At 56.3% G+C, this 15,797-nt stretch carries 14 protein-coding genes; 9 read left to right on the top strand and 5 right to left on the bottom strand.

Going from position 1 to position 15,797, the window contains the following annotated elements:
• Window positions 1–4: 4 nt before the first annotated feature.
• The 3 genes from glpK (at window position 5) to ACB042_RS01735 (ending at window position 4,137) form a co-directional block, all read left to right on the top strand.
• Window positions 5–1,507, top strand: a complete 1,503-nt coding sequence (gene glpK, locus ACB042_RS01745) for a glycerol kinase GlpK (RefSeq protein WP_005337546.1) — start codon at window positions 5–7, stop codon at window positions 1,505–1,507.
• A gap of 226 nt (window positions 1,508–1,733) precedes the next feature.
• Window positions 1,734–3,710: a methyl-accepting chemotaxis protein gene (locus ACB042_RS01740; RefSeq protein ID WP_371177653.1), complete on the top strand. Its 1,977-nt coding sequence runs from the start codon at window positions 1,734–1,736 to the stop codon at window positions 3,708–3,710.
• 193 nt (window positions 3,711–3,903) lie between these two features.
• A complete protein-coding gene (locus ACB042_RS01735) occupies window positions 3,904–4,137 on the top strand; it encodes a hypothetical protein (protein WP_019446771.1) in 234 nt (77 codons plus the stop codon).
• Window positions 4,138–4,308: 171 nt separating this feature from the next.
• Here the strand turns inward: ACB042_RS01735 and ACB042_RS01730 are convergent, their stop codons facing one another.
• Complete coding sequence (locus tag ACB042_RS01730; RefSeq protein WP_371177652.1) at window positions 4,309–5,211, bottom strand: LysR substrate-binding domain-containing protein; 903 nt, start codon at window positions 5,209–5,211, stop codon at window positions 4,309–4,311.
• Between the two features lie 195 nt (window positions 5,212–5,406).
• On the opposite strand from ACB042_RS01730, the gene ACB042_RS01725 reads away from it, so the two are divergent.
• Window positions 5,407–5,814 (top strand): DUF6404 family protein, encoded by a 408-nt coding sequence (locus ACB042_RS01725; protein ID WP_371177651.1) that lies wholly within the window; start codon window positions 5,407–5,409, stop codon window positions 5,812–5,814.
• Between the two features lie 439 nt (window positions 5,815–6,253).
• On the opposite strand, the gene ACB042_RS01720 is transcribed toward ACB042_RS01725, so the two are convergent.
• The 3 genes from ACB042_RS01720 to ACB042_RS01710 all read right to left on the bottom strand — a co-directional run bounded on the left by ACB042_RS01720 (window position 6,254) and on the right by ACB042_RS01710 (window position 7,651).
• A complete protein-coding gene (locus ACB042_RS01720) occupies window positions 6,254–6,622 on the bottom strand; it encodes a VOC family protein (RefSeq protein ID WP_005359626.1) in 369 nt (122 codons plus the stop codon).
• A 134-nt stretch (window positions 6,623–6,756) separates the two neighbouring features.
• Entirely contained in the window at window positions 6,757–7,008 is a 252-nt protein-coding gene (locus ACB042_RS01715; RefSeq protein WP_371177650.1) for a hypothetical protein, read from the bottom strand.
• Between the two features lie 169 nt (window positions 7,009–7,177).
• Window positions 7,178–7,651: a very short patch repair endonuclease gene (locus ACB042_RS01710; protein WP_203975707.1), complete on the bottom strand. Its 474-nt coding sequence runs from the start codon at window positions 7,649–7,651 to the stop codon at window positions 7,178–7,180.
• 118 nt (window positions 7,652–7,769) lie between these two features.
• On the opposite strand from ACB042_RS01710, the gene ACB042_RS01705 reads away from it, so the two are divergent.
• Window positions 7,770–9,179, top strand: coding sequence for a DNA cytosine methyltransferase (locus tag ACB042_RS01705; RefSeq protein WP_307772446.1), 1,410 nt, complete (start codon window positions 7,770–7,772; stop codon window positions 9,177–9,179).
• 42 nt (window positions 9,180–9,221) lie between these two features.
• Here ACB042_RS01705 and ACB042_RS01700 read toward each other — a convergent pair whose 3' ends face one another.
• A complete protein-coding gene (locus ACB042_RS01700; protein ID WP_257697408.1) occupies window positions 9,222–10,442 on the bottom strand; it encodes a type II restriction endonuclease in 1,221 nt (406 codons plus the stop codon).
• 305 nt (window positions 10,443–10,747) lie between these two features.
• Here ACB042_RS01700 and rsxA point away from each other — a divergent pair, with 305 nt between their 5' ends.
• Genes rsxA through rsxD form a run of 4 tightly spaced genes read left to right on the top strand, consistent with a single transcriptional unit; the run spans window position 10,748 to window position 15,718 of the window.
• Window positions 10,748–11,329, top strand: coding sequence for an electron transport complex subunit RsxA (gene rsxA, locus ACB042_RS01695; protein WP_042031202.1), 582 nt, complete (start codon window positions 10,748–10,750; stop codon window positions 11,327–11,329).
• Between the two features lie 2 nt (window positions 11,330–11,331).
• Window positions 11,332–11,910 (top strand): electron transport complex subunit RsxB, encoded by a 579-nt coding sequence (gene rsxB, locus ACB042_RS01690; RefSeq protein ID WP_042031204.1) that lies wholly within the window; start codon window positions 11,332–11,334, stop codon window positions 11,908–11,910.
• Between the two features lie 14 nt (window positions 11,911–11,924).
• On the top strand, window positions 11,925–14,654 hold the full coding sequence (rsxC, locus tag ACB042_RS01685; protein WP_371177649.1) for an electron transport complex subunit RsxC: 2,730 nt from the start codon (window positions 11,925–11,927) through the stop codon (window positions 14,652–14,654).
• An 11-nt stretch (window positions 14,655–14,665) separates the two neighbouring features.
• Complete coding sequence (rsxD, locus tag ACB042_RS01680; protein ID WP_371177648.1) at window positions 14,666–15,718, top strand: electron transport complex subunit RsxD; 1,053 nt, start codon at window positions 14,666–14,668, stop codon at window positions 15,716–15,718.
• The last annotated feature ends 79 nt before the right edge of the window (window positions 15,719–15,797 follow it).

The following is a 15,797-nucleotide window of genomic DNA, read 5'->3' as shown; positions in this document are numbered from 1 at the left end:
CATCATGTCTGCTGAAAAGAAATATGTCGTCGCTCTGGACCAGGGAACCACCTCTTCCCGCGCCATCGTGTTTGATCAGGATGCCAACATTGTCGGTACCTCCCAGCGCGAGTTCACCCAGCACTACCCGAAAGCGGGCTGGGTAGAGCACGACCCGATGGAGATCTGGGCGACCCAATCCTCCGTCTTTACCGAAGTGCTGGCCAAGACCGGCCTGCGCAGCGAAGAGATCGCCGCCATCGGTATCACCAACCAGCGTGAAACCACCGTTGTCTGGGAAAAGGCCACCGGCAAGCCCATCTACAACGCCATCGTCTGGCAGTGCCGCCGCACCGCCGCCATCTGCGAGGAGCTGAAAGCTCGCGGTCTGGAAGAGTACGTTCGCGAGAACACCGGTCTGGTGCTGGATGCCTACTTCTCCGGTACCAAGGTGAAGTGGATCCTCGATAACGTGGAAGGGGCCCGCGAGAAGGCGATGAACGGCGAGCTGCTATTCGGCACCATCGATACCTGGCTGGTCTGGAAGATGACCAATGGCGAAGTGCACGTCACTGACCCGACCAACGCCTCCCGTACCATGCTCTACAACATCCGTGAGCTGAAGTGGGACGAGAAGATGCTGGACGAGCTGGGCATCCCCATGTCCATGCTGCCGGAAGTGAAACCCTCTTCCGAAGTGTACGGCTACACCACCCGTGGCGGCGGCTCCCGCATCCCCATCGCCGGTATCGCCGGTGACCAGCAATCTGCCCTGTTCGGCCAGCTCTGCTTTGAAAAAGGGATGGCCAAGAACACCTACGGCACCGGCTGCTTCATGCTGATGAACACCGGCACCGAGCCGGTTCGCTCCAGCAACGGCCTGCTAACTACCGTTGCCATCGGCCCGAAAGGGGAAGTGAACTACGCGCTGGAAGGTGCAGTGTTTATGGGCGGCGCCACCATCCAGTGGCTGCGTGACGAGCTGAAGATCATTCACGATGCCCGCGATACCGACTACTTCGCCTCCAAGGTGGGTGACACCAACGGCGTCTATCTGGTGCCGGCCTTCGTCGGTCTGGGCGCACCCTACTGGGATCCGTATGCTCGCGGCACCATGGTCGGTCTGACCCGTGGCGCCAACCGCAACCACATCATCCGTGCCGCGCTGGAATCCATCGCCTATCAGAGCCGCGATGTGCTGGATGCGATGCAGCAGGACTCAGGTATCAAGCTGGCAGCGCTGAAAGTAGACGGCGGCGCCGTAGCCAACGACTTCCTGATGCAGTTCCAGGCTGACATGATGCACACCCCGGTGGTACGTCCGACCCGCATCGAGACTACCGCCATGGGCGCCGCCTTCCTGGCAGGTCTGGCAGTCGGCTTCTGGAAGAGCTCGGACGAGCTGGAAGACAAGTTCAGCGTGGACCGCGAGTTCATCCCGCAGATGGACAGAGACGATCGCGCCAAACGTTACAGCGGCTGGCAAAAAGCAGTTGAGCGTTCACGCCGTTGGGCTGAAGAGGATTGATCGGGCACCCGACATTCCGTTGAGATAAACACCAAAGAGGCCGACCGCAATGTCGGCCTCTCTTTTTATGCTTTCCCTTGCCGCTTTCTGCCCACTTCCCCGCTCATTGCTCACTCCTGTTTTTCTGCCGCCCTCTGTTGTTACCATCCACCACAACGTAATTGAGTTCTCTATCTATAATCATCATCTGGGTCGCATATGCGACCTTATTTATGAGGAGAGCGATATGGAGAGGGCGATACACCGTTTTACACTGCACTCACTCTGGTCAGGGCTCGGGATCCGCACCCGGATCCTCGCTGGCGTGGCGATACTGATGGCCATCGCCATCAGCTGCATCACCTTGATCCTCGAGCAGATATCCCACAGTCAGGCCCAGCAGCGGGTCGAACGCTACGAGCTGCCAAGCAGCGTGGATCGCATTGCCAACCAGCTGACAGCGCAGCTTATCCAGCACCTGACCGAAGCGCAGGCGCTGGCCAGCAACCGTTTTGTCATCGACTGGCTGACCGCTGGCATGCCAGAGCAAGAGTGGCCCGCCATGGAGCGTTACTTTCAGGATCTGCAACGGCGGATCGGCGGCAACGTCTTTATCGCCCCCCGCCAGAGCAACACCCTGATCAACTTCAGCGGCGGCCCCACCGCCCAGAAATCGCTGAGCGAATCAGACCCGAAAGATGGGTGGTTTTACGGCTTTCTCAAACGCAGCAAACCCTATGAGCTGAACCTCGACATCTCGGATTTTGACAAGCGCGCCTCCCTCTATATCAACACCGCCGTCACCCACGAGGGCAAGACCCTGGCGGTGGCAGGCACCTCCATCGATATGAGCGCCCTGAGCAAGCTCATCAGCGGCTACCGGATCGGCAAGAGTGGTCAGGTCTATCTGGCGGACATGGAGGGCAATATCGAGATCCACCCCGAGCAGGAGGTGGAGGGGGCCGCCCACCACCAGCAATCCTTTCTCGATACCGTCAAACGGCTTATTCCCAATGCCCGGGAACAGGTGGCCGTAGAGGCGCTAACACTGGAGGGGCAAACCTACCTCATCGCGGTGCGTTACATCCCCACCCTCAACCGGCTGCTGATTGGCGAGATCAACAGCGCCGAGCTGGAAGAGGGCTTGCAGGAATCCCGCCAGCTCATCATCATGGTGTCGCTCGCCATCGGCGGGATCGCCATGCTGGCCTCCGCCTGGCTGGCTCACTCCATCAGTCGCCCGATTCGTCAGGCAGCCGATGGCATGCACCACATCACCGCCGATCGGGATCTGGCAACCCGCCTCGACTTCTCTGACGAGTCGGAGCTGGGCATGATGGCCCAAAGTTTCAATCAGCTGATCCAGAGCCTGAACCAGAGCTTCTCCCGCTTCCAGCAGTCAGGCAGCGCCCTCTCCGCGCAGTCGTCCCAATCCATGCAACAGGCCCAGGCACTGGCAGGAGAAGCATGCCAGCAGGCCCAGAGCATTCAGGAGCTGACCACTGTGGTCACCACCATCGGTGACAACGCCGAGCAGATCGCCAGCCGCTCTGAAGGGGTCAACGACGTGACCCAACGCATCGCCAACCATATGCTCAGCATCGAGCAGGATGTGACCCAGAGCGCCGCGCAACTCGACACCTTGCGCAGCAGCATCGGCAGCTCCTCGGCCCTGCTCGATGAGGTGGTGAAAGACAGCAACAACATCACCCAGATCATGAACCTCATCCGCGATGTCTCAAACCAGACCAACCTGCTGGCCCTCAATGCGGCCATCGAAGCGGCCCGGGCAGGGGATATGGGACGGGGATTTGCGGTGGTGGCCGACGAGGTACGTCAGCTGGCGGTGCGTACCCAGACCGCCACCAAGGATGTGCAGGATCTCATCTTGCGCCTGCAGGAGGGAACCCGGCAGGCCAGCAGCTCGATGGCAGACTCCCGCAACTTGAGCGAAGAGGGATACAACCGGATGAATCAGGCCAGAGAGGTGCTGGTTGATGCCACCAGCCAGATCAACCAGACCGCCCTCGAGATCAACGAGATCAGCGCGCTGGCGCAGGCGCAGAATCAACAGATGGGGCAAGCCAGAACGACGCTTGACGAGCTGGCCATGGTGGCCGAACACCAGCGGGAACACGCGCAGGAGAGCAATGCCGCCAGCCGCGAACTGTTCGAACTGGCCAAGGCCATCGACGAGCAGATCCGCCAATACCGGATTGGCTAGGCCCGGCGCTTCCCCCTCTCCCTCTCAATAACCAAGACGCCACCGCAGGGTGGCGTTTTCATTTTGCAAATCATTTTGCCTGCGCTCTCGAAACGGGAATGACGACAAGACTCGCAAGCCATTGATAATTAACATGAAAAAATGTGGAATGGCCATTGCTTAGTGATATCAGACTCAACAGAGGGATATCGCCATGAAACCGACCACCAATCAAGCGCCCGTAGCCCACGTCGCCACTCAAAAAGAGACACTGACCCCCCGCGAAGGCACCTTCCTGATGATGGTGGCCCAACTGGTGGTGCTCACCTGCATCGTACTGGCCGCCACTGTCGGCGGCCTCTCCTGGCAGTGGACCCTGCTGCTGGCCATTCCGCCGGTGATCGGCGGCGCCCTGCTCAGCCGGGTATGGGGCAAACTGCCCCGCTAACTGCGCTTCACCTCACATACCTTCCCGAACCGGCGGCCGACCCTCAAGTCGGCCGTCTGTTTATCTGCCACCAGGCTAATGCTGATTGGCCGCAACGAAGGCGCGGCTTGTTCTTCGCTAAGCAAACCGCAGCGACGAACCGTTCAAACAAACCGTACAAACCAACCTGCACTACAGGGTATGGCTGCCAAGCTGCTCTTTAAGAAAGTCGAGCCAGACCCGCAGTCGGATATCCCGCTGGGCATCGGAGTAGAAGACTGCATTGATGGGGCGCGAGGCGCCGCTGTTACTGCGGGCCAGCACCTCCACCAGCGCGCCGCTCTCCCGATCCGGCCCGGTCATGAAATCCGACAGACAGACAATCCCCTGCCCCGCCAGCGCCAGCTGACGCAAGGTTTCGCCGCTGCTGGCTCGCAGGCTGGGGGTGATGGCAAAGCGATCCCCCTGCTCGGCACTGAGCAGCGGCCAGTGGTTAAGGTGATCGGGATGCACAAAACCGAGCAGATCGTGCCCATTCAGCAGATCTACCGGCTGGCGCGGGGTACCGCGCTCGCTCAAATAGGCGGGTGAGGCCAGCAGCCGCAGCCGCGAACGGCCCAGCGGCAGTGCGCGCAGGGAAGAATCTGTCAACTCGCCGATGCGAATGGCCATGTCCACCCGCCGCTCCATCAGATTGATAAAGCCCTCCGAGCTGTGTAGTTGCAGCTCGATGGCGGGGTAGCAGCGGCGGAACTTGCCGATAATCGGCACCAACCGGTGCAGAATAAAAGGGGTGGCCGCATCGATCCGCAAGATCCCCTCTGGCTGCTCCCGGCGCATCAGCAGATGCCCCTCGGCCTCGCTCATCTCGGACAGGATCTTCACGGCTCGCTGATAGAACCAGCCCCCCTCCTCGGTCAGGCTGACCCGCCTCGTGGTGCGATTGAGCAGCACCGTGGAGAGTTTCTCCTCCAGCCGCTTGATGCCACGGCTCACCACCGAATTGTCCATGCCGAGGTTCTCCGCCGCCTGGCGAAAACTGCCCGCCTCCACCACCGCCACAAACAGGGTCAGTTCATCAGAATGGGTCTTCATTGCTGTTATCCGGACAAGAGTAATGGGCCTTTATAGGCGCAGCCGCTGTGGATTGGCAAGCGTGCGGTGAGGCCAGTTCTTTTTTTCTACAGAGAAAGAACGTGACCGCGAGCCCACATCATGCCCGCGATTTGTCAGTACAATGCAGCCTGAAAAGCACCGTATGGCACCACTTGTTTCACAAGGATGAATACCATGACATTTGAAGAACGGCTGGCCGCCGCCCATCAGGAACTGGCAAGCAAAGGGGTATGGCACGCCAACTACAATCCCCCGCTGTGCAGGCTGCTGCGCAGGTTCGGTTATCCAGTTAAACCGCCTCACTATGAGGGCTGGCTAACCAATGTTCTGGCATTCGGTATCAGCGTTGGTCTTGTCTGGGGCATGATGATGTGGTTTTTCAGCTGGCACCCCATGGGGATAGATCCGCTATTTGCCCTACGCCAAACAGCCCTGTTTGCGGGATTCTTCGGCCTGATCATGGCATCTTGGCTCTGGCTACGGCGCAAGCAGCTTAAACTGACCCCGTGGGAGCAACTTGCTGAACCCACCGATGCTGATGATCGGGGGAGAAAAACGGCATTAACATCCATGAAAAACTGAACTATGTGGAGTTTTCTGCGCGGGATCTTGCGGCGACTAGGCTGTGCCCCTAGTGTAATTAAAATATCAACTTAAAAACTTAAATTTTTCAAAGGTTTAACGCCAGCACAGTGTCCGGATTTAGTTGGCAACTACAAATTGACCAATACACCATGAGGACTCATCGTCCCCCCCCTTATTTCTACCTCACCGCATAAGCGATGAGGAATGAAAAGCTGGCGGGAAGTGTTGCTGCATTTATCCAGCTGACTTTCTGCATTCATTACCTATAGAAACTATTGGTAGACAGAAAACCAGCATTTTGCGAACGCAGCCTAGGGGTCTCTATCGCATCAACCAAGCGACGCTGGCGCTGGGTCGATGGCGATACAAGAAAGGGGCCGTCAATTGACGGCCCCTTTCTATTGATGATGGCGATGGGAGTGATGGCTTGGTGGGCTCAGGGATAGATGCTCACTTCTATCAGGTTCTGGTCAGGGTCGAGGAAGTAGATGGATTCTATCGGCCCGCAGGCACCGCTTTTGGTCACCGGCCCCTCGACAATATCCACCCCGTGGCAGGCAAGCTGGGCCATCACCTGCTCCAGCGGCCAGCGGGTGATAAGGCAGACATCCCCCGACCCCACCTGCGCCCGGTTGCGCGGCTCCTGCCCCAGCAGTTGCAGATTGATCTTCTGGTTGCCAAACCCCACCGCCCGGCGCCCTGCACCGAAGGTGATGGCCTCCATATTGAGCACCGAGCTGTAAAACGCCACGGCCCGCTCGATATCACTTACCGTCAATACCAGATGGTCGATATGGCTGATCATGATTCCCTCCTGGTGCTGATGCGCTAATACTTCAATTCCAGATATAGAACCATATCTGATAGCCAAATACTGCTATTGCCATCTCCTTTTTAGGAAATAGTGCTGGCACGTTAAAATCTGTTAGAAATTTATTTTCAATGATGCAACAAGGCCATTTTAGCCACATATTCAAGAGAGCCGGAGCATTCCATGTTTGCAACGAGATTTTCGTCCTCATCATAATGAAAAGATATCAACTCATATGAATCATCATCTTCATTGTTAAAGATGACAGTTCCTTTGGTTACATTGCCACTGATTAACCACGTTTGATAAATCCAATCAGCCGACAATCCTATCATGGGATAAAGCCGGTTCAATTTATCAATCCAAAGCGCCTCTGTCATATATCCTCTTTTGTCATCTATGGTCACACCAGCATTTCAATATCATACCATTCCCTATAGGATATAAATAATAATAAAGAATACTTACCTTATGATTCCAATCATGCTTTTAGATATATGAAAACATTAAAAACAAACGTTCTTTATTAGTGATTTTATTTACTCCAAATCATGCTAAAAATTCTAACTCCACTCCTCCAGCAATTTCACAATGACTTGCACCACTGGTCAGCCACCAGCTGATAACCAGGGTCAATCGTTCAGGATCATGTCTCAAGCGCCCTTTCAGAGCACACTCCCAGATCGTCAAACGGCGGATCCCCAGCTGTTCAAGCTCGGCCAGGTGACGAGCATCACGCGCACGATTGCTGGCAATCTTGGTCTGCCAGAAGTCGGTTCTGGTCGATGGGAGTTTGAAGAGATGGCAGTCATGTCCGTGCCAGAAACAACCATTCACCTCGATCACCGCACGGTAGCGCGCAAGCCAAAGGTCAGGCTTACCCGGCAAGGCTGCATTGTGCAGACGGTAGCGAAATCCGGCATGATGCAGCAACTGGCGAATCTGTATCTCCGGCTTGGTATTGGCATTCTTAATCCCGGACATAAACCGGCTTCTGGTCTCTGGATTCACTATGTCAGGCATACAGATACTCGTTTGAAAGCGAATGATTGATACTGTATTTTTTTACAGTCTCGGGCGTTCTCTCTGGGTTAAATGAGTGATAAGATTCCGCGCAACTGCAACACGCCCAGATTTTGATATGACATACTCAACCACCTCTGCACACAACACACCTGAAGAAGATCAGGCATTCTCCAGCAAACGCCAAGCTGAAGATCGCCATCTGATGGATAAAGTCCTGGAAATCTACGACCAAAAGCAAGTCGCTGAAAAGTTGCGTGCATTGGGCGATGCCGACTGGACTCGTGAATCCCTGAACCGCTGGCTCAATGGCAAGATCGAACAAAAGCCGCTGACTCATCTCGAAACAGAGATGCTGAAAAGTCTCATCCCTTCGCCCCCCGAGCATCATGGCCATTACGATTTCAAATTTATTGACCTGTTTGCGGGTATTGGTGGCATTCGGAAAGGCTTTGAGGATATTGGTGGGCAATGTGTCTTTACCAGTGAATGGAACGAACAGGCTGTCAGAACTTACAAAGCCAACTGGTACTGTGACGAAACTGCACACAAATTCAATTCCGACATCCGTGAAATCACCATGCCGGACAATGACGATCGTGATTTTGTCTATGCCCACATAGATAAAGAAATTCCAGATCATGACGTACTGCTTGCCGGATTCCCGTGTCAGCCCTTCTCATTGGCAGGTGTATCCAAAAAGAACTCTCTTGGACGCGCTCATGGATTTGAGTGCGAAGCTCAGGGAACCTTGTTCTTTGATGTAGCTCGTATCATTGATGCCAAAAGGCCAACAGCTTTTGTGCTTGAGAATGTAAAAAACCTGAAAAGTCATGACAAAGGCAACACATTCAGGGTAATCAAGGAAGCATTGACCGAGTTGGGATATTGGGTTGCAGACCTGGATATCAACGGTTCAGATGATCCCAAAATCATCGATGGCAAACACTTCATCCCTCAGCACCGGGAACGTATTGTACTTGTCGGTTTCAGAAAAGATCTGAACCTGCATGAAGGTTTTACGCTAAAAGATGTTTCAACATTATTTCCTGAAAGCAGGATTACTTTCGCAGATCTGCTTGAGCCAGTTGAAAAACTCGACTCAAAATATATTCTGACCCCCAAGCTGTGGTCTTATCTATATCAATATGCGAAAAAGCATCAGGCTAAAGGAAATGGCTTTGGCTATGGTCTTGTAGACCCCAAAAACCCGGCAACTGTCGCCAGGACTTTGTCCGCGCGTTATCACAAAGATGGCTCTGAGATTCTGATTGATCGTGGTTGGGATATGACTCTAGCGGAGACTGATTTCAATAATGAGCAAAATCAGCAAAACAGACCACGACGTCTTACTCCCAGAGAGTGTGCACGACTGATGGGATTCGAACAACCGGGTGAATATAAATTCAGAATTCCTGTTTCAGATACTCAAGCGTATCGTCAGTTTGGTAACTCTGTCGTAGTCCCGGTATTTGCTGCCGTAGCCAAGTTGATGAAGCCATACATAATGAAAACAAAGAAAAAATAACCAAAAGCCCGCCATAGACTCTATGGCGGGCTCAATTTACTATTAACAACCTTTTACCTCATTAATAAAATCTCGAAATGACATTAATTGATGTTGCTGCTCAGGTAAATACGTTTGCTGAATAGTTGTAGGTACAACAAGTTGTAGGTTATTTGCTTGCATTTGCTCTGTCTGATTTTCACTGATTGCAGGCTCCATAGTAATCAGATGCTTACGTTCGATCCTCGCTGCCTCTGCCAAGACTTGACGCCATCTATCCTTACAAGTGGTTTTAGCACCCAATATTCTAAGTTTTTCGGAAGGGAAATTTTTGTCCGCATAGCAAGCAGAACTTGGAAATATGAAATCCGGTTTCTGACGTGCTTCAGTTAAACCACCACGTTCGAAATCAACACCCGACTTGTTTAAAATAAATTCAATGTGATTTTCAAAAGCATGGCCACTACGAGATTTACGCCGATTCTGCACGCTCAGCGAAAAGCGAACAAACTCATCAACATCATCACCATTCTCTCCAAAACCAGCTAACAGCGTCTTTTTTACAATGTGCCTTTCCAATTGGCGGAATGCAGATTCCTCTACCTCCATCCACTCAATCAGTGCACTATCTGGCTCTTCAACAGGACAAATATCTTTTCCCAATGTTCTGGTAAATGCAGAGAACTCCTTTGTTTTAGGAAATGCCGCACCAAACCTGTCCAAAATAATGTCAAGATAATCTGGGCCGTCATGACCAATTTCTATGCCGTAACGAGCAAGCATTAACCTAATTGGAACAGCCAATCCCTTTCCAATATTTAATCGTGTCAGTCCCTTTTCATTGGCTTCTACACTCCTCGCACCGAATAGTGACCTGATTTGCAATTCAAAATCACTATGTGGAGGACAAAATATCATCAGGAGAGAACCTTCCCGAGTCAGGGCAATAAGGAAAAAATCTCCAGGTTTGAAACGATTGCTGACGTCATTTGATTTGTAATAAAGCCGCCACTCAGGCCCTCGATCCTCTTTTTGATACCGAGCATCATACCAAGTAACGATATCTTCCGAGACCAGAGGTTCATCATAGCTTTCGCTCAAATAGACCATCGTCGCCCGGATCGTGATCTGACTCCCATCGTCAGGCATCCCCAGCTCACGACCAATACCGGCATTAACAAGGCCGCCGATTTCATGCTGGTGAGAACTTTTGGGATCTGCATCAACGACAGACAAATACTTGAATGCGGCAGAAGAAAAAACGTCAGCAAGCTGTTCAAACATGTTCATTGCTCTGGCTTGGGGCGAGGGGCTACTAGAGTAACTTGGCTGATTGCTTTATGCATCAATATGTTATGTGTATGTAACTCTATCTGGGAACTCGATATCCAAAGTGTGCGAGCATTCACATCCCCCAAAAATCAGCAAACTATTCTGCTACGCGTATGGGCAGGCCGAAAAACATCCAGGACTCTCGTGATCCACGCAGATATTGGCCATTTGACTAATAACCATGCGGCCTTGCGGTTGTTTAACGTGCCCTAACATCAGATAATGTTGCGGCCTTCAAACCGGATACCCGACCTTCGATGACTGAATACCTGCTTTTATTGATCGGCACAGTGCTGGTTAACAACTTCGTGCTGGTGAAATTCCTCGGCCTCTGCCCCTTTATGGGGGTCTCGGGCAAGCTGGAAACCGCTATCGGCATGGGGCTCGCCACCACCTTCGTGATGACCCTGGCAAGTGCCTGCTCCTATCTGGTGGAGCACTACATTCTGGTGCCGCTGGAGATCGCCTATCTGCGCACCCTCGCCTTTATTCTGGTGATCGCCGTGGTGGTGCAGTTTACCGAGATGGTGGTGCGCAAGAGCAGCCCGACCCTCTACCGCCTGCTGGGGATCTTCCTGCCCCTCATCACCACCAACTGCGCGGTGCTCGGGGTGGCGCTGCTGAGCATCAACGAGCGTCATGACTTCGTGCAGAGCGTGATCTACGGCTTTGGCGCCGCCACCGGCTTCTCGCTGGTGCTGATCCTGTTTGCCGCCATGCGCGAGCGACTGGTCGCCGCCGATGTGCCCGCACCGTTTCGCGGGGTCTCCATTGCCATGATCACCGCCGGTCTGATGTCTCTGGCCTTTATGGGCTTTACCGGCCTCATCAAGATATAACCATGATCCATATTCTTTTTGCCATTCTGGTGCTGACCCTGCTGGCGCTGGCGTTCGGGATTATCCTGGGCTTTGCCGCCGTCAAGTTTCATGTGGAAGCAGACCCCATCGTCGATCAGCTTGATGCCCTGCTGCCCCAGACCCAGTGTGGCCAGTGCGGCTATCCCGGCTGCAAACCCTACGCCGAGGCGGTTGCCAACGGCGATCAGATCAACAAGTGCGTACCCGGTGGCGAAGCCACCATGCGCAAGATTGCCGACCTGATGGGGGTCGAACCCCAGCCGCTGGGCGGCAGTGACGAGGCCGCAGTGCCGGTCAAAAAGGTCGCCTTTATCCACGAAGATCAGTGCATCGGTTGCACCAAGTGCATTCAGGCCTGCCCGGTGGACGCCATCGTCGGCGCCACCAAGGCGATGCATACCGTGATTGCCAGCGAGTGCACCGGTTGCGATCTCTGTGTCGATCCCTGCCCGACCGACTGCATCGAGATGATCCCGGTGCCCACCACGGTCGATAACTGGAAGTGGGATCTAAATAACGTGCATGTTCCGGGCAAGATTCCGGTCAAGATAGTGGAATAAACAGCGGAGCAACCATGCATTCCTTACTCGAACGTATCAAAGCCGGCACGCTCTGGGACTTTCACGGTGGCATTCACCCCGCCGACAACAAGCTGCAATCAAGCCAGAGCCCGGTGGTAGACGCCGGTCTGCCGCCACGCCTCATTATTCCGCTGCGCCAGCACGCAGGCCCCGCCGGCGATCTGCTGGTGCAGGTGGGCGACAAGGTCAAAAAAGGGCAGCCGCTGACCCGTTATGCCAAGGGGCGGGTCGTCCCTGTCCATGCCTCCACCTCCGGCACCATCACCGAGATTGGCAACCACACGGTTGCCCACCCCTCCGGACTCGGCGATCTCTGTGTCATTCTCACCCCGGATGGGGTGGATGAGTGGGGCGAACGCAATGGCAAAGCCGATTACTGGAATCTGGAGCGGGGCGAGCTGCTCGAGCGCATTCAGCAGGCGGGGGTAGCGGGCCTTGGCGGCGCCGTGTTCCCGACCCACAGCAAGCTCGATGGCCGCGGCCAGCTGACCGAGATCCTGATCGTCAACGGGCTGGAGTGCGAACCCTATATCACCACCGACGATCGGTTGATGCAGCAGTACGCCGACGAGATCATGGATGGCATCCGGGTGCTCAAGCATCTGCTCAAGCCCAAGCTGACCCTGATCGGGGTGGAAGACAACAAGCCCGAGGCAATCGAGCAGCTGACCCGTCACGCCACCGACGAAGATGTGCTGGTCAAGACGGTGCCGACCAAGTACCCCTCTGGCGGTGCCAAACAGACCATCGAGCTGCTGACCGGCCGTCAGGTCCCCAAGGGGGGCCGCGCGGTCGATATCGGCATCATGGTGCTCAACGTCGCCACCGTGTTTGCCATCAAACGCGCCATTATCGACGGCGAGCCGCTGATCGAGCGGATCGTTACCCTCACCGGCGACAGCTTCAAAAAGCCCGGCAACGCCTGGGTGCGCCTCGGTACGCCGGTACGCTGGTTGTTGCAGCGTTTCGAACTGCAACCGGAAGCGGAGCAGCGGGTGATCATGGGTGGCCCCATGATGGGCTTTACCCTGCCCCACGCCATGGTGCCTGTGGTCAAGGCCACCAACTGCCTGCTGGCGCCGACGCAGGCCGAACTGCCTGCCCCCGGCCCGGAGCAGCCCTGCATCCGTTGCAGCGCCTGCGCCGATGCCTGCCCGGCCACTCTGCTGCCGCAAGAGCTCTACTGGTACAGCCGGGCCAAGGAGTATGACAAGGCCGAGAAGCTCAACCTGATGGACTGCATCGAGTGTGGCGCCTGCGCCTGGGTCTGCCCCAGCGAGATCCCACTGGTGCAGTACTACAAGATCGCCAAAGACGACATTCGCGAAGCCCGCGCCGAGGCCGAAAAAGCCGAGCGCGCCAAGCAACGTTTCGAGGCCAAGCAGGCCCGCTTCGAGCGGGAGAAAGCGGCCCGCGAAGCGCGCCATGCCGAAGCCGCCGCCCAGCGCCGTCAGACCATGACGGCCGCAGGCGGGGAAGATCCGGTGGCAGCGGCACTGGCCCGCATCAAGGCCAAGCAGGATGCCCCCATCACCGCCATTGCCGCCACCGCCGAGGGCTTGCCTGACAACAGCGCAGTGATTGCCGCCCGCGAAGCCCGCAAACGGGAAGCGGAAGCGCGCCGCGCCGCCAAGCTGGCGGAGAGCGCAAACAGCGAAACAGCCGCTGCGGCGCAACCCGCCGAGGCGGTTGACCCCGCCAGCGATCCCAAGAAAGCAGCCATCGCTGCCGCACTGGCGCGCGCCAAGGCCAAGAAAGCCGCTCAGGCTGGCGATAGCGCCGAGCCTGTGGCAGCCGAAGCCGTTGCTGCCCCTGCGGTAGATGCTGATCAGCAAAAAGCAGAGGTTGATCCGAAAAAGGCAGCAATTGCCGCCGCCATTGCCCGAGCCAAGGCCAAAAAGGCCAAAGCGAGTGGCGAACCGGTAAGCGCAGATAACAGCGCGGTAGCCGACGCAGGCTCGCAAGGCGATGCACCATCTGCTGCCAGCGAAGCAGTTGATCCCAAGAAAGCGGCTATCGCTGCTGCCATCGCCCGAGCCAAAGCCAAAAAGGCCGCCCAGCAGGGTGACAGCGCTGAGGGCGATATGACTGCAACCGCAGGCACCAGCGAATCTGCTGCAACCCAAAGTGATGCGCCATCTGCGGCCAGCGAAGCGGTTGATCCCAAGAAAGCCGCTATCGCTGCTGCCATTGCCCGCGCCAAGGCCAAAAAGCTGGCCCAGCAGGGCGAAAGTGGCGGTGTTGAGGATGCGAAGAGTGAGCCTACTGCTAGCGCACAGACCCGCGACATGACGGTAGCCAAGAGCGAAGTAACCACCAGCCACAGCGATACGGCTGCAAGTGAAGCGGTCGATCCCAAGAAGGCCGCTATCGCCGCTGCCATCGCCCGGGCCAAGGCCAAAAAGCTGGCCCAGCAGAGCACAAGTACCAGTGCTGAGGTAGAAAGCGCTGGTACTCAGGTAGAGAGTGCCGGAACTGAGGGTGAGCGCGCACCGGCCGAGCCGATGCAAACCGATGCAGCCAGCTGTGAGCAACCACTTGCCGTCACTGCCGCGCCTGAAGCGAGCGCACCTGCGGCTGATGCCCCGGTTGATCCGAAAAAAGCGGCCATTGCAGCCGCCGTGGCCCGCGCCAAGGCGAAGAAGCTGGCGGCCGAGGCGGCCAGAGCCGCAGAGAGTGCTGCTGAAGATGTCCCGTCAGCCGACCGAACAACCACAAGGTAATCGACAGACTCATGTTCAATATTGCGACTGCGCCGTTTGCCCATAACCGCAAACAGACCCGAACCCTGATGCTGCTGGTGATCCTGGCCTGCGTGCCGGGCTTGCTGGCCCAGACCTGGTTCTTCGGCTGGGGCTCCTTTATCCAGATCCTGCTGGCGCTGGTCACTGCGCTGCTGTGCGAGGCGCTGGTGCTCAAGCTCCGTGGCCGCGCCATCAAGCCTGCCCTGATGGATGGCAGTGCGGCGCTCACCGCCGTGCTGATTGGTCTCTCCCTGCCGCCGCTGCTGCCGTGGTGGATACTGGTGGTGGGCACGGCTTTTGCCATCATCGTCGCCAAGCACCTTTACGGCGGACTAGGCCAGAACCTGTTCAACCCGGCCATGGTGGCCTATGTGCTGCTGCTGGTCTCCTTCCCGGTGCAGATGACCAGCTGGCTGCCGCCGGAGAGCGTGCGCGCCTACAGCCTCGGCTTTGGTGATGCGGCGTCGGTGATCTTCACCGGCTTTAGCCTCGACGGCTACAGCATGGCCCAGCTCAAGCAGGGGGTGGATGGTCTCACCATGGCGACTCCCCTCGATACCCTGAAAACCGGCCTGACTCAGGGGCTCACCACCGGCGAGATCCTGAGCGGCCCGCTGTTTGAGGGTTGGGGCGGCATCGGCTGGAGCTGGGTCAACCTCGGCTATCTGCTGGGCGGCCTGTTCCTGCTGCAACAGAAGGTGATCAACTGGCGCATTCCGACCGCGATTCTGGGTGCCCTGCTGGCGGCCTCCACCATCGGCTATCTGGTGAGCCCGGATGCGACTGCCACGCCCATGTTCCATCTCTTTAGCGGCGCGACCATGCTGGGGGCCTTCTTTATCGCCACCGATCCGGTCAGTGCCTGCACCACGCCGCGCGGCCGACTGGTCTATGGCGTGCTGATCGGAATGCTGGTCTACATCATTCGCCGCTTTGGCGGCTATCCCGATGCGTTCGCCTTTGCCGTGCTGCTGGCCAACCTTTGTGTGCCGTTTATCGACAGCCTGACTCGTCCGAAGGTATACGGAGCCCGTCGCCAATGACCAAGACGATAACGCCGAAACGTATCGAGTGCTGCTGGACAACCTCTGCGTTGCCCATTTTTATCGACACGCTGACTCG

The sequence above is a fragment of the Aeromonas sp. S13(2024) genome, from assembly GCF_041402405.1.
Lineage (GTDB): Bacteria > Pseudomonadota > Gammaproteobacteria > Enterobacterales > Aeromonadaceae > Aeromonas > Aeromonas veronii.
Note: the sequence above shows the minus strand (reverse complement) of the source record. Positions and strands in the feature narration are given on the sequence as shown.